Below are 14008 nucleotides of genomic sequence, written 5' to 3'. Positions count from 1 at the left end.
GAACACCCATGACCACGCGCATTCTCACTGGTATCACCACCACCGGCACCCCGCACCTGGGCAACTACGCGGGCGCCATCCGCCCGGCGATCGTCGCCAGCCAGCAGCCTGGTGCCGACTCGTTCTACTTCCTGGCCGACTACCACGCCCTGATCAAGTGCGATGACCCGCTGCGCATCCAGCGCTCGCGTCTGGAAATCGCCGCGACCTGGCTGGCCGGCGGCCTCGACCCGCAGAAGGTGACCTTCTACCGCCAGTCCGACATCCCCGAAATCCCCGAGCTGACCTGGCTGCTGACCTGCGTAGCCGCCAAGGGCCTGCTCAACCGCGCCCACGCCTACAAGGCCTCGGTGGACAAGAACGTGGAGAACGGCGAAGACCCGGACGCCGGCGTGACCATGGGCCTGTTCAGCTACCCGGTGCTGATGGCCGCGGACATCCTGATGTTCAATGCCAACAAGGTGCCGGTCGGCCGTGACCAGATCCAGCACGTGGAAATGGCCCGCGACATCGGCCAGCGTTTCAACCACCTGTTCGGCCAGGGCAAGGACTTCTTCGCCCTGCCGGAAGCGGTGATCGAGGAGAGCGTGGCGACCTTGCCGGGCCTGGACGGTCGCAAGATGTCCAAGAGCTACGACAACACCATCCCATTGTTCACCAGTGCCAAGGACATGAAGGACGCCATCTCGCGCATCGTCACCGACTCGCGCGCTCCAGGCGAAGCCAAGGACCCGGACAACGCCCACCTGTTCACCCTGTTCCAGGCCTTCTCCACGCCAGCCCAGTGCGCCGAGTTCCGCGAAGAACTGCTGCAGGGCCTGGGTTGGGGTGAAGCCAAGCAGCGCCTGTACCAGTTGCTCGACGGCCAGCTGGCGGAAAAACGCGAGCACTACCACCAGCTCATTTCGCGCCCGTCGGACCTGGAGGACATCCTCCTGGCCGGTGCCGCGAAGGCGCGCAAGATTGCTACCCCGTTCCTCGAGCAACTGCGCGAGGCCGTTGGCCTGCGTTCGTTCCGCAGCAGCGTGCAGGCCAGCACCGAAGTGAAGAAGAAAGCCGCCAAGAGCGCGCGCTTCGTCAGCTTCCGTGACGAGGACGGCAGCTTCCGCTTCCGCCTGCTGGCCGCCGATGGCGAGCAATTGCTGCTGTCGCGCAGCTTCGCCGACGGCAAGAGCGCTGGCGCGGTGAGCAAGCAGTTGCAGCAAGGTGGCGACGCCGATGTGCGCGTCGAAGGCCTGGGCTTCAGCTTGTGGCTGGACGGCGAGCAGGTCGCCCAGGGGCCGCAGTTCGAGGGCGCAGAGGCCCGTGATGCGGCGATCGAGAGCCTGCGCGAGGCCTTGACCCCGGCCCAGGACTGACCTCCTGGCGCCGGTGCCATGCAGCGGATTACTGCCTTGAATGAGGCATATTGACGCAAGTCGCATTGCCATTAAGCGGGCCTGTCGCTACAGTGACGGCCCGTTTTTTGTTGCCTCGCTAACGAAATCATGACGCCCCTAGAACGATATCAAGCAGATCTGAAACGTCCCGACTTCTTCCATGATGCGGCGCAGGAAACTGCGGTGCGTCACCTGCAGCGTCTGTACGACGACCTGATCGCTGCGCAGAACAACAAGCCGGGCGTGTTCGGCAAGCTGTTCGGCAAGAAGGAGCAGACGCCGGTCAAGGGCCTGTATTTCTGGGGTGGAGTAGGGCGCGGCAAGACCTACCTGGTCGATACGTTCTTCGAGGCGCTGCCGTTCAAGCAGAAGATGCGTACGCACTTCCACCGCTTCATGAAGCGCGTCCACGAGGAGATGAAGACCCTCAAGGGCGAGAAGAACCCGCTGACCATCATTGCCAAGCGCTTTAGCGAAGAAGCCAGGGTCATCTGCTTCGATGAGTTCTTCGTTTCCGACATCACCGATGCCATGATCCTCGGCACCCTGATGGAAGAGCTGTTCAAGAACGGCGTCTCGCTGGTGGCGACCTCCAACATCGTCCCCGACGGCCTGTACAAGGATGGCTTGCAGCGTGCGCGCTTCCTGCCGGCCATCGCCATGATCAAGCAGTACACCGATGTGGTGAACGTCGACAGCGGCGTCGACTACCGCCTGCGCCACCTGGAACAGGCCGAGCTGTTCCACTTCCCGCTGAACGAAGCGGCGGAGCAGAGCATGCGCGCAAGCTTCAAGGCGCTGACGCCGGAGTGCACCCAGGCGGTCGACAACGACGTGCTGATGATCGAAAACCGCCCGATCCACGCCCTGCGCACCTGTGACGATGTTGCCTGGTTCGACTTCCGTGCCCTGTGCGACGGGCCGCGCAGCCAGAACGACTACATCGAGCTGGGCAAGATCTTCCACGCCGTGCTGCTGAGCAACGTCGAGCAGATGAGCGTCACCACCGACGACATCGCCCGGCGCTTCATCAACATGGTCGACGAGTTCTACGACCGCAACGTCAAGCTGATCATCTCGGCTGAGGTGGAGCTCAAGGACTTGTACACCGGCGGGCGCTTGGCGTTCGAATTCCAGCGCACCCTGAGCCGGTTGCTGGAGATGCAGTCGCACGAATTCCTGTCGCGCGCACACAAGCCGTAAACAACCGGGGCCGCTTTGCGGCCCATCGCCGGCAAGCCGGCTCCCACAGAGAAAGGTGTGGGGGCCGGCTTGCCGGCGATGGGGCACGAAGCGGCCCCAGTGGTTTCAGGCTTCCTGCATGAACTGCTGGCGATACTGGTTCGGCGACAACTCCGTGTGCTGGCGGAACAACCGCGCAAAGAAGCTGGCATCGTCATAGCCCACTTCGTAGCTGATGGTCTTGATGCTCTTGCGCGTGCTCGACAGCAGCCCCTTGGCCGTCTCGATGCGCAAGCGCTGCAGGTAATGCAACGGCTTGTCGCCGGTCGCCCCCTGGAAGCGGCGCATGAAGTTGCGGATGCTCATGCCATGGTTGCGGGCCACATCCTCGAAGCGGAACTTGTCGGCGAAATGCTCCTCCAGCCAGTGCTGGATCTGCAGGATGATCAGGTCCTGGTGCAGCTTCTGCCCACCGAAGCCCATGCGCCCCGGGGTGTAGTTGCGCTGCACTTCATAGAGGATGTCACGGGCCACCGCGCGGGCCACGTTGGCCCCGCAGAAACGCTCGATCAGGTAGATGTACAGGTCGCAGGCCGAGGTGGTGCCGCCTGCGCAGTACAGGTTGTCGGCATCGGTCAGGTGCTTGTCCTGGTTGAGCCGGATCTTGGGGAAACGCTCGGCGAAGCTGGCGAAGAAGCGCCAGTAGGTGGTTGCCTCCTTGCCGTCGAGCAGGCCCGCCTCGGCCAGCCAGAACACGCCGCTTGCCTCTGCGCACAGGACCGCGCCACGGGCATGCTGCTGGCGCAGCCATGGCAATACCTGGGGGTAGCGTTGCAAGAGGGTGTCGAAATCTTCCCAGAAGGCCGGGAGGATGATCACGTCGGCATCGTCGAGGCCGCCGTCGACCGGCAGTTGCACGTTGCTGAAGCTGTCCACCGGCTGGCCGTCGGGGCTCACCAGGCTGATGTCGAACATCGGCTGCAGGCCCAGGCCCAGCTGTTTGCTGTAGCGCAAGCTGGCGAGGTGGAAGAAATCCTTGGCCTGCATCAGGGTCGAAGCAAAGACCTTGTCAATGGCCAGGATGCTGACGCGCCGCAGCGACGCCGAGGGTTGGGTAAACATCATTGTCATTGTTCTTATAGGGTAGAGTGGTCAATCACCGGCTGGATCGTCTTATTTTTTGGCGATTGTGTCTACCCCGTGTAACAGCGGGCCGCAAAGCGGCCCTTGCAGGTCAGGGCGCCGGGTTCGGCTGGTCCTGGTGAACCGCCTCGATCGCTGCCAGCAGCTCGTCGCTCAGGCTCAGTTGCAGGCTCTTGAGGTTGCTCTCCAGTTGCACCAGGTCGGTGGCGCCGATGATGTTGCTGGTCACGAACGGTTGCCGGGTGACGAACGCCAGGGCCATCTGCGCCGGGTCCAGCCCATGGTCGCGCGCCAGCTTGATGTAGCGGCTGCAGGCTGCCACGGTCTGCGGGTTGGAGTAGCGGGCAAAGCGGCTGAACAAGGACAGGCGGGCAGTGGCCGGGCGGGCGCCGTTTTCGTACTTGCCCGACAGCATGCCGAACGCCAGCGGCGAATAGGCCAGCAGGCCGCACTGCTCGCGAATCGCCACCTCCGCCAGGCCCACCTCGAAGCTGCGGTTGAGCAGGTTGTACGGGTTCTGGATCGACACCGCCCGCGGCCAGCCGCGGCTTTCCGCCAACTGCAGGAACTTCATGGTGCCCCAGGGCGTTTCGTTGGACAGGCCGATATGGCGGATCTTGCCGGCGCGCACCTGCTCGTCGAGCACCTCGAGGGTTTCTTCCAGCGGCGTGAACAGGTCATTGGCCAGGTGCTGGTAGCCCAGCTTGCCGAAGAAGTTGGTGCTGCGCTCGGGCCAGTGCAGCTGGTACAGGTCGATGCGGTCGGTGTGCAGGCGCTTGAGGCTTTCGTCCAGCGCGGCAACGATGTGCGCGCGGTTGTGCTTGAGCTGGCCGTCGCGGATGTGGCTGATGCCGTTGCCGGGGCCGGCGACCTTGCTGGCGAGGATCCAGTCGTCGCGGTCACCCTGCTGGCGGAACCAGTTGCCGATGATGCGCTCGGTGGCGGCGTAGGTCTCGGGGCGCGGCGGCACCGGGTACATTTCGGCGGTGTCGATGAAGTTGACGCCATAGGCCTTGGCCATGGCGATCTGGGCGAAGGCCTCGGCGCCATCGTTCTGTTCGCCCCAGGTCATGGTGCCCAGGCACAGGGCGCTGACATCCAGGTCGGTACGGCCGAGCTTGCGGTATTCCATCGGGAAAGCACTCCTTGGGCAAAGACATCCATAAAAGCAGGTTGAAATTTTTCGCGCAATCTGGATAATTCGGCCCCTCTCCGTGTGGAGGAAGTGATGCACCACCACGCAGGATGAACCCCGTCGAACATTGGCGTGCCCGACCCGAGCCCCCAATAGCGCCTGTGTTCGGCTGCGCGCTTGCCCTTGGCAAGGTGTGCACTATCCAGTAAGATTCGCCGTCTATTTTTCGCTGGGCGGCCTCTGAGGCTTTAGAGAATGAAAACTTTTACTGCTAAACCGGAAACAGTAAAGCGCGAGTGGTTCGTAGTCGACGCCGCTGGCCAGACCCTGGGTCGTCTGGCTACCGAAATCGCTACCCGTCTGCGTGGCAAACACAAACCAGAATACACCCCTCACGTTGACACCGGCGACTACATCGTCGTCATCAACGCCGAGCAGATCCGTGTAACTGGCGCCAAGTCTTCCGACAAGATGTACTACTCCCACTCCGGCTTCCCAGGTGGCATCAAGGAAATCAACTTCGAGAAGTTGATCGCCAAAGCCCCTGAGCGTGTTATCGAAACCGCGGTCAAAGGCATGCTGCCGAAGAACCCGCTGGGTCGCGACATGTACCGCAAGCTGAAAGTGTACGCGGGTGCTGCTCACCCACACACTGCTCAGCAGCCTCAAGAACTGAAGATCTAACGGGATAGTTCATTATGTCGGCGACTCAAAATTACGGCACTGGCCGTCGCAAGACCGCAACCGCTCGCGTTTTCCTGCGTCCGGGTACTGGTAACATCTCCATCAACAACCGTTCTCTGGACGTGTTCTTCGGTCGCGAAACCGCTCGCATGGTTGTTCGCCAGCCGCTGGAACTGACCGAGACCGTTGAGAAGTTCGACATCTACGTCACCGTTTCCGGTGGTGGTGTCAGCGGTCAAGCCGGTGCGATCCGTCACGGTATCACCCGCGCTCTGATGGAATACGACGAAACCCTGCGTGGCGCTCTGCGTCGTGCTGGCTACGTCACCCGCGACGCTCGTGAAGTCGAGCGTAAGAAAGTGGGTCTGCGTAAAGCGCGTAAGCGTCCTCAGTACTCCAAGCGTTAATACCGCTTCGGCAGTCAAAAAAAGCCCGGTTCCTTGGAACCGGGCTTTTTTTATGTCTTGAACTAACCTGTCAGCATGTCGGTGGCGACTTGGCGCATAGACGCAGATCAAGCAAAGCGAGGGTTACAGCCTGTAGTGGGGGTAATCACCTTGTCATTGTGTGGATTTGTTACTTACCATGACGACCAATTTTTAGTGCCACAGACATTACCTAAGTACAGGCCTGATCCAACAGGCCAAGCAAGCTGATGGGAGAGGACTGAATGAGCAATGACGGCGTCAACGCAGGCCGGCGCCGCTTCCTCGTAGCCGCGACATCCGTGGTCGGGGCAGCGGGGGCAGTGGGGGCTGCGGTACCGTTCGTGGGGTCATGGTTTCCCAGTGCCAAGGCGAAAGCGGCCGGTGCACCGGTGAAGGTCAATATCGCCAAGGTCGAACCTGGGCAGCAAATGGTCGCTGAGTGGCGCGGCCAGCCCGTATTCATCGTGCGGCGAACGCAAGAGATCCTGGGCAACCTCAAGAAGATCACGGGCGAGCTGTCCGACCCGGAGTCCAAAGCGTCGGAGCAGCCGGCCTATGTCGACCCCGAGGTGCGCTCGATCAAGCCGGAAATCCTCATTCTCGTCGGCCTGTGCACCCACCTGGGCTGCTCGCCGACCTTCCGCCCGGAAGTCGCCCCTGCCGACCTCGGCCCGAAATGGGTGGGCGGCTACTTCTGCCCGTGCCACGGCTCCCATTACGACCTGGCTGGGCGTGTCTACAAGTCGCAGCCAGCGCCTCTCAACCTGCCAGTGCCGCCGCACTCTTACGAGTCGGATGACATCATCGTCATCGGCGTCGACCAGGAGAAAGCATGATGAGCAAGTTCATGGACTGGATTGATGCTCGCTTCCCCGCGACCAAGATGTGGGAAGACCACCTGAGCAAGTATTACGCGCCCAAGAACTTCAACTTCCTGTACTTCTTCGGCTCCCTGGCCCTGCTGGTGCTGGTCAACCAGATCGTCACCGGCGTATGGCTGACCATGAGTTTCACGCCCTCGGCAGAAGAGGCCTTCGCCTCGGTCGAGTACATCATGCGTGACGTCGAGTACGGCTGGATCCTGCGCTACCTGCACTCCACGGGCGCCTCGGCGTTCTTCATCGTGGTCTACCTGCACATGTTCCGCGGCCTGCTCTACGGCTCCTACCAGAAGCCGCGCGAGCTGGTCTGGCTGTTCGGCATGCTGATCTACCTGGCGCTGATGGCAGAGGCCTTCATGGGCTACCTGCTGCCGTGGGGGCAGATGTCGTACTGGGGTGCCCAGGTGATCATTTCGCTGTTCGGCGCCATCCCGGTGATCGGCGGCGACCTCACCCAGTGGATCCGTGGTGACTACCTGATTTCGGGCATCACCCTGAACCGCTTCTTCGCCCTGCATGTGGTGGCCCTGCCGATCGTGATTCTGGGCCTAGTGGTGCTGCACATCCTGGCGCTGCACGAAGTGGGTTCGAACAACCCCGATGGCGTCGACATCAAGAAGAAGAAGGACGAGAACGGCATTCCCCTGGATGGCATCCCGTTCCACCCTTACTACACCGTGAAAGACATCGTCGGCGTGGTGGTATTCCTGTTCGTGTTCTGCGCCGTGGTGTTCTTCTTCCCGGAAATGGGCGGTTACTTCCTGGAAAAACCCAACTTCGAACAGGCCAACGCGTTCAAGACGCCTGAGCATATTGCCCCGGTGTGGTACTTCACGCCGTTCTACGCGATCTTGCGTGCGGTGCCTGACAAGCTGTTTGGCGTCATCGCCATGGGTGCGGCGATCGCTGTGCTGTTCGTGCTGCCCTGGCTGGACCGCAGCCCTGTGCGCTCGATGCGCTACAAGGGCTGGATCAGCAAGGTCTTCCTGCTGGTGTTCTGCGTGGCCTTCGTGATTCTCGGCGTGCTCGGCGTGCTGGCACCGACGCCTGGGCGTACCTTGCTGTCGCAGGTGTGCACGGTGCTGTACTTCGCCTACTTCCTGCTGATGCCGTTCTACACAAGGCTCGAGAAGACCAAACCGGTTCCGGAAAGGGTGACTGGCTGATGAAAAAGTTGATTGCAGTATTTTTGCTGGCAGTGATGCCTGCCTTTTCCTTCGCTGCCGAACATGGCCTGGAGCTGGACAAGGTCGATATCGACCTGGCTGACAAGGCCGCCATGCAGGATGGTGCGCGCACGTTCGCCAACTATTGCATGGGCTGCCACAGCGCCAAGTTCCAGCGCTACGAGCGGGTTGCCGACGACTTGGGGATCCCCCATGAACTGATGCTGGAGAAGCTGGTGTTCACCGGTGCCAAGATCGGCGACCACATGAACATCGGCATGCAGCCAGCCGACGCCAAGGCCTGGTTCGGTGCTGCGCCACCTGACCTGACCCTGGTTGCCCGGGTGCGCGGCACCGACTGGTTGTACACCTACCTGCGCAGCTTCTACGAGGACAAGTCGCGGCCTTACGGGGTGAACAACAAGGTCTTCCCCAACGTCGGCATGCCCAACGTGCTGGTCGGCCTGCAGGGCAACCAGGTGGTTGGCTGCAAGCAGGTGCAGACCGTGGTCGATGGCAAGAAACAATTCGACCCATTGACGGGGAGCCCGCTGACCCATGAAGCCTGTGACCAGCTGACCATCACGCCGAATTCCGGTACCCTGACCACCGAGCAGTTCGACGAGAAGGTCAAGAACCTGGTGACCTTCCTGGCCTATTCGGCCAACCCGGTCAAACTGGAAAGCCAGCGCATTGGTACCTACGTGTTGCTGTACCTGGCTTTCTTCTTCGTATTCGCCTATTTGCTCAAGCGTGAATACTGGAAGGACGTGCATTGATCACGCAGTAATTTCTGGTTGTTGAACGCGCCCGGGGCGTCCTGGCAATTTTGCCAGGACGCCCCGGGCGCGTTTTCATTTACAGTTTCACAAGCATCCCTTGCGAGGAGGCGCTACATGGGCGCAACCAACCGGTTAGCCTGCTATTCCGACCCCGCTGACCATTATTCTCATCGGGTACGCCTCGTGCTCGCCGAGAAAGGCGTCAGCGTGCAGGTCATCGACGTCGATCCCGCTCGCCTTCCGCCGAAGCTGGTTGAAGTAAACCCTTACGGCACTGTGCCGACCCTGGTCGATCGTGACCTGGCGTTGTATGAATCGACCGTGGTGATGGAATACCTCGAGGAGCGTTATCCACATCCGCCATTGATGCCGGTGTACCCGGTGGCGCGCGGTAACAGCCGCTTGCTGATGCATCGCATCCAGCGCGACTGGTGCGCCCTGGCTGATACCATACTCGACCCGCGCAGCAAGGATGCCGCCCGCACCGAGGCACGCAAGGCGCTGCGCGAGAGCCTCACGGGCGTGTCGCCTCTGTTCGGCGAATTCGCCTGTTTCATGAGCGATGAGCAAAGCCTGGTCGATTGCTGTCTACTGCCCATACTCTGGCGTTTGCCGGTGTTGGGTATCGAACTGCCGCGGCAAGCCAAGCCGCTGCTGGATTACATGGAGCGACAGTTCGCCCGCGAGCCATTTCTGGCGAGCCTGTCCTCCGTTGAACGTGAAATGCGCAAGCTTTAAGGAGCCGTTGATGAACTCCAGTCGCCCCTATCTGGTTCGAGCACTGTACGAGTGGATCGTCGACAACGATTGCACCCCTCATATGCTGGTCAATGCCGAGTACCCGGCTGTCCAGGTGCCGCAAGGCTTCGCCAGTGACGGCCAGATCGTCCTGAACATCTCCCCCAGTGCCGTGCGCAACCTGCACATGGACAACGAAGCGGTGAGCTTCGAGGGGCGTTTCAGTGGTGTGTCCCATTCGCTGTTCGTGCCGGCCGCTGCCATTCTCGGGATCTATGCCCGTGAAAATGGCCAGGGCATGGTCTTCGAGCTGGAGCCGCCGGTCATGCAAGATGACGAGCTAGAGGAAGAAGGTGTCGAGCCTGACGACGATGGCCCGCCAGAAGGCGGTGGGCAGCCGCCGCGCCCAAGTGGCCGGCCAAGCCTGAAGGTGGTCAAGTAACAAAAAAGGCGATCCGAATGGATCGCCTTTTTCATTGCCGGCCCGTCATTACAGGTCGCTGATGGTGCGTACCTGGTCCTTGTTGATGCGGGTGCGCTTGCCGTCGAGCTGCTGGAACTCGTAGAAGCCGGTGGCCTTCTCGTAGCGCGGCGCGTCGACTGCCTGGAATTCGCGGCCGTCGTTGAGGGTGATCAGGCTGGGGGTGGAGCAGCCGGCCAGGGTGGCGAAAGCGCCGATCAGCAGGGCAGGCAGCAGAAGCTTTTTCATGCGGTGTTTCCTGGGGTTCTGAAGGGTAAGGCGTTGCCTGTTAGGGCCTCATCGCCGACAAGCCGGCTCCCACAGAAACGCCACAATCTCGAAGTTTGTGGGCTCTTGTGGGAGCCGGCTTGCCGGCGATGAGGCCCGAACAGATCGGTGAAATCAGTCGATGTACTCGAACAGCTTGACGATCTTCTGCACGCCCGACACACCCTGCACCACGGCAGTGGCCGAGTTGGCCTCCTGCTGGGTCACCAGGCCGAGCAGGTAGACGATACCGTTCTCGGTGATGACCTTGATGCGCGAGCTGGGCACGGCGTTGTCGGTCAGCATCTGCGTCTTGATCTTGGTGGTCAGCCAGGCGTCGTTGTTGCGCGCGAGGATGGAGGAGGGCTGCATCACCTGCAGTTCGTTGTGCACCTTCTTGACCCGTTGCACCTGGCTGGCAGTCTGCTCGGCCAGGCTCTTGAGGTCGGCGCGCGGGGTTTGCCCGGCCAGCAGCACGATGCCGTTGTAGCTGCTGACGACGATGTGCGAGCTCTTGTCCAGGTCTGGGCTGGCCTTGGCGATGTTCACCGAGGCTTTGGTCTCGATCAGCGAGTCGTCGATCTTGCTGCCGATGGTGCGTGTGCCGCGATCATCCTCGATCGGCGAATTGCGGGTCGAGGTCAGTACCGAGCTGCAGCCGGTGACGCTCAGGCACAGGGTCAGGGCCATCAGGCCGAGGCGCTTGGGGATCATTCTTCACTCCCGAACAGTTGGCTGTCGATCAGATCGCACAGGCAGTGGATCGCCAGCAGGTGGACTTCCTGAATACGTGCAGTGACCGTCGAAGGGACGCGGATTTCCACATCTTCCGGCAGCAGCAGCGATGCCATGCCGCCACCGTCACGCCCGGTCAATGCTACGACAATCATTTCGCGATCATGTGCCGCCTGGATCGCTTGAATCACGTTGGCCGAGTTGCCACTGGTAGAAATCGCCAGCAGAACGTCGCCGGGCTGGCCCAGGGCGCGAATCTGCTTGGAGAAGACTTCGTTGTAGCTGTAGTCGTTGGCGATCGAGGTCAGCGTCGAGCTGTCGGTGGTCAGGGCGATGGCCGGCAGGCTCGGGCGCTCGCGCTCGAAGCGGTTGAGCAGCTCCGACGAGAAGTGCTGGGCGTCGCCAGCCGAGCCGCCGTTGCCGCAGGCGAGCATCTTGCCCTCGTTGAGTAGCGCATTGACCATGACCAGGCTGGCCTGCTCGATGTGCGGTGCCAGGATGTCCATTGCCTGTTGCTTGGTGTCGATGCTGGCCTGGAACAGCCGGCGAATTCGGGATTGCATGTCCATCTGGTGACCTTAAGTGGGGCGGTGGCCTTTGCTACGCGCAACAGGGACCAGCCCGCGAAACATAGAGCAAAAATAGTGGAGTGGGTTCAGCATTCGAAGGCGTTTTTCAGCCATTGAAGCGGAAGGCCTGCATGGTGGCTGCCCTGCAGGGCGACAACGTCAAAGCGGCAGGGGTAATCGGCCCAGCGGGACTCCTTCTGCAGGAACAGGCTGGCGGCAAGCACCAACCGTTTCTGCTTGCGCCCGTCGATACTGCCGAGGGCGCCGCCAAAGCCCGCATGCAACCGGTAGCGGACTTCGACGAATACTACTGTATCGGCGTCGAGCATGACCAGATCAAGCTCGCCACCTTTGCATCGCCAATTGCGCGTCAGCAGCTGCAAGCCTTGCCCTTGAAGGTGCTCAAGGGCTTGCTGTTCGGCAGCCTGGCCAGCGCTGGTGGGCGATGCGTCCGGCATCAGCGGCTGGTGTCCGGCAGGCGCTTGACCTGGCCGCCGGAGAACTCGGCCCATGGCAGCTGGCGCTCGATGCGCTGGCTGGCATTCATGCTCAGGCTGCCGGAGAGGCCTTGTACGCGGTTGTCCGGCAGTGCCTTCAGCTGGCCCAGGCGTGGCGCCAGGCTGTAGGCATCGACGCCCATGGCGTACAGGCGGCCGAGGCTGCCGGCGGCTTGTGGCCATTGCTGCACCACCTGCTGGCGCAGGCTGTTGCTGGTGTCGAGCAGCCACGGGGTTTCGCAGAAGCGAATGCCGTTCATATCGTTGTACTGGTTCACGTCACCGCTGGCGCTGTACAGGTTCGAGGTGGCGTAGACCGGCACGTCACCGGCGTACTGGAAGTTCAGGGTCGGCTTGATCTGCTGCGCCTGTTGTGGGGTCGAGGCGAGGAAGATGAAATCGATGTCCTGGCGGCGCGACGGCTGCGCGGCGATGCTGCCGCCTACGGTGCTCTGCAGGCTCTGTGCACGGCTTTCGCTCTGGCGCAGTTGGAACAGGTTGGCGATCTGCTGGGCCAGGGCGACCGGCTGGGCGATGCGCTCGGCAGCGATGATGGTGCCGCCGTTGCCTTCCCAGTCCTGACGGAAGGCAGCCAGTACGCGGTCGCCCCATTCGCCGCTCGGCACCAGGGCCACGGCACGGACCATGCCGTCGGCGCGGGCGCGGCGGGACACTTCGCGGGCTTCGTCCTCGGCGGCAAGGCCGAACTGGAACAGTTGTGGCGGAGCCTTCTGGCCCGCGTCGGCGTAGTTCAGGGCGAGGGTGTTGATCGGCAGCTGGGTATTGGCGGCGAGCTTCTTGACCAGTGGCTTTTCCAGCGGGCCGATGACCAGCTGCACGCCGTCGGCCTGGGCCTGGCGGTAGAAGTCGTCGAGCGAGCCGATGCGCGAGCTGTCGTAGACCTGAACTGCCGGCGCTTGCTGGCCTGCCTGCTGAGCCTGGAAGTGCGCAGCCATGAAGCCGTCACGCAGGGCGCGGGCAACACCGGCCAGCGGGCCTTCCTGGGGCAGCAGCAGGCCGATCTTGGTCAGCGGCTGGCTGGCCAGCTCCTTGAGCTTGGTCAGGGCCAGTGGCAGTTGCTTGGCAGCGGGGTGGTCCGGGTGCTGCTTGCGCCAGGTGTCGATGGCCGCCTGTTGCTGTTCCAGGGTACCGGCGCTTTTTACTGCCAGGGCCAGGCTGGTCCAGCCGGCCAGGGTTTCGTTGTTGGCCGGCTGCTGCAATTGCTCGGGCGGCAGCGAGGCGACCAGCGCCCAGATGGCATCGTTGTTGGCGCTGGCGGCCTGGCCGCTGAGCAGCGGGGTCAACAGCACGCGCTGCTGGGCGGCGGCGAGGGCCTGGCCATCGGCTTCCAGGGCGGCGGCGTGCACGCTGTAGGTGCGTACCTGCTGTTCTTCCGGCAGTTCACCGATATGTTGCAGGCTTGGGTGCGACAAGGCGGCCAGGGCGGCCTTGGGCTGGTTGCGGCTCATCGCCAGCTCGGCGCCGAGGGTGGCGGCGAAGATCTGCTGGGCAGGCTTGAGCGTGTCCATCGGCACTTGCTCGAGGATGCGTGCGGCGCGTGGGTAGTCCTTCTGCTTGTAGGCCAGGTCGGCGGCGCTCAGGCGCAGCAGGGCGGCGTCTTGCGCGGACTTGCTGGTGGCCGCCTTTTCGAGCAGTTGCTCGATGCTGGCGTCCGGCGTGCGTGGCAGTTCGCCCAGGCTGGATGAGGGCGAGCTGGCGCAGGCTGCCAGCAGGGCGGCGAGGCAGAGGGCTGTGAACAGCCGCAGGCAAGCGATCATGTAAAGGTCCTGTTACTCGATCAAGTTGGCCGGCAATTGTACCCAAGCGGCGGCCCGGGCGCGATGTTGCTGTATGCCGAACCTTCACTATAGGTGCCCAGGCGCGGGCCGTTGGCGAAGTTCTTTGCGCCCTGTTGCCGGTGCTCGGGCTACAATGGCGCCTTTGATCCGAAAGACAGGTGTG

The 14008-nt window shown here is 62.3% G+C and carries 16 protein-coding genes; 9 read left to right on the top strand and 7 right to left on the bottom strand.

The window, feature by feature from the left end; genetic code table 11:
* Nucleotides 1-8 precede the first annotated feature (8 nt).
* Nucleotides 9-1358 carry a tryptophan--tRNA ligase gene (locus ACIPG5_RS13295; RefSeq protein WP_236235253.1) on the top strand — a complete coding sequence of 450 codons (1350 nt, stop codon included), beginning with the start codon at nt 9-11 and terminating at the stop codon, nt 1356-1358.
* A gap of 129 nt (nt 1359-1487) precedes the next feature.
* Nucleotides 1488-2582 (top strand): cell division protein ZapE, encoded by a 1095-nt coding sequence (gene zapE, locus ACIPG5_RS13290; RefSeq protein ID WP_176512359.1) that lies wholly within the window; start codon nt 1488-1490, stop codon nt 2580-2582.
* 105 nt (nt 2583-2687) lie between these two features.
* Here zapE and ACIPG5_RS13285 read toward each other — a convergent pair whose 3' ends face one another.
* Together ACIPG5_RS13285 and ACIPG5_RS13280 are read right to left on the bottom strand one after the other, a co-directional pair.
* A complete protein-coding gene (locus ACIPG5_RS13285) occupies nt 2688-3608 on the bottom strand; it encodes a GlxA family transcriptional regulator (RefSeq protein WP_176512962.1) in 921 nt (306 codons plus the stop codon).
* A 187-nt stretch (nt 3609-3795) separates the two neighbouring features.
* Nucleotides 3796-4836 (bottom strand): NADP(H)-dependent aldo-keto reductase, encoded by a 1041-nt coding sequence (locus ACIPG5_RS13280; RefSeq protein WP_401375468.1) that lies wholly within the window; start codon nt 4834-4836, stop codon nt 3796-3798.
* A 258-nt stretch (nt 4837-5094) separates the two neighbouring features.
* Here ACIPG5_RS13280 and rplM point away from each other — a divergent pair, with 258 nt between their 5' ends.
* The 7 genes from rplM (at nt 5095) to ACIPG5_RS13245 (ending at nt 9960) form a co-directional block, all read left to right on the top strand.
* On the top strand, nt 5095-5523 hold the full coding sequence (rplM, locus tag ACIPG5_RS13275) for a 50S ribosomal protein L13 (protein WP_176512363.1): 429 nt from the start codon (nt 5095-5097) through the stop codon (nt 5521-5523).
* Nucleotides 5524-5537: 14 nt separating this feature from the next.
* The gene (rpsI, locus tag ACIPG5_RS13270) at nt 5538-5930 is read left to right on the top strand and encodes a 30S ribosomal protein S9 (protein ID WP_003260797.1); all 393 of its coding nucleotides are present in this window, start codon (nt 5538-5540) and stop codon (nt 5928-5930) included.
* Nucleotides 5931-6193: 263 nt separating this feature from the next.
* Complete coding sequence (petA, locus tag ACIPG5_RS13265; RefSeq protein ID WP_176512364.1) at nt 6194-6787, top strand: ubiquinol-cytochrome c reductase iron-sulfur subunit; 594 nt, start codon at nt 6194-6196, stop codon at nt 6785-6787.
* Nucleotides 6787-7998, top strand: coding sequence for a cytochrome bc complex cytochrome b subunit (locus tag ACIPG5_RS13260; protein ID WP_043273975.1), 1212 nt, complete (start codon nt 6787-6789; stop codon nt 7996-7998). Before petA ends, ACIPG5_RS13260 begins: the two co-directional genes overlap by 1 nt.
* On the top strand, nt 7998-8777 hold the full coding sequence (locus tag ACIPG5_RS13255; RefSeq protein WP_176512366.1) for a cytochrome c1: 780 nt from the start codon (nt 7998-8000) through the stop codon (nt 8775-8777). Before ACIPG5_RS13260 ends, ACIPG5_RS13255 begins: the two co-directional genes overlap by 1 nt.
* Nucleotides 8778-8894: 117 nt before the next feature.
* Nucleotides 8895-9518 (top strand): glutathione S-transferase N-terminal domain-containing protein, encoded by a 624-nt coding sequence (locus tag ACIPG5_RS13250; protein WP_176512368.1) that lies wholly within the window; start codon nt 8895-8897, stop codon nt 9516-9518.
* A gap of 10 nt (nt 9519-9528) precedes the next feature.
* On the top strand, nt 9529-9960 hold the full coding sequence (locus tag ACIPG5_RS13245) for a ClpXP protease specificity-enhancing factor (RefSeq protein ID WP_176512370.1): 432 nt from the start codon (nt 9529-9531) through the stop codon (nt 9958-9960).
* A gap of 48 nt (nt 9961-10008) precedes the next feature.
* Here ACIPG5_RS13245 and ACIPG5_RS13240 read toward each other — a convergent pair whose 3' ends face one another.
* The 5 genes from ACIPG5_RS13240 to ACIPG5_RS13220 form a co-directional block, all read right to left on the bottom strand.
* A complete protein-coding gene (locus ACIPG5_RS13240) occupies nt 10009-10227 on the bottom strand; it encodes a YgdI/YgdR family lipoprotein (RefSeq protein WP_176512373.1) in 219 nt (72 codons plus the stop codon).
* A gap of 153 nt (nt 10228-10380) precedes the next feature.
* Nucleotides 10381-10959 carry a BON domain-containing protein gene (locus ACIPG5_RS13235; RefSeq protein WP_236235251.1) on the bottom strand — a complete coding sequence of 193 codons (579 nt, stop codon included), beginning with the start codon at nt 10957-10959 and terminating at the stop codon, nt 10381-10383.
* Entirely contained in the window at nt 10956-11549 is a 594-nt protein-coding gene (locus ACIPG5_RS13230; protein ID WP_012274070.1) for a phosphoheptose isomerase, read from the bottom strand. The genes ACIPG5_RS13235 and ACIPG5_RS13230 overlap by 4 nt, the downstream gene beginning before the upstream one ends.
* 86 nt (nt 11550-11635) lie before the next feature.
* The gene (locus tag ACIPG5_RS13225; RefSeq protein WP_176512376.1) at nt 11636-12007 is read right to left on the bottom strand and encodes a YraN family protein; all 372 of its coding nucleotides are present in this window, start codon (nt 12005-12007) and stop codon (nt 11636-11638) included.
* Complete coding sequence (locus ACIPG5_RS13220; RefSeq protein ID WP_286914637.1) at nt 12007-13824, bottom strand: penicillin-binding protein activator; 1818 nt, start codon at nt 13822-13824, stop codon at nt 12007-12009. Before ACIPG5_RS13220 ends, ACIPG5_RS13225 begins: the two co-directional genes overlap by 1 nt.
* Between the last annotated feature and the right edge of the window lie 184 nt (nt 13825-14008).

Source organism: Pseudomonas sp. NPDC087029 (assembly GCF_044745345.1).
Taxonomy (GTDB): domain Bacteria; phylum Pseudomonadota; class Gammaproteobacteria; order Pseudomonadales; family Pseudomonadaceae; genus Aquipseudomonas; species Aquipseudomonas faucium.
This window is presented reverse-complemented; position numbering and strand designations above follow the sequence as displayed.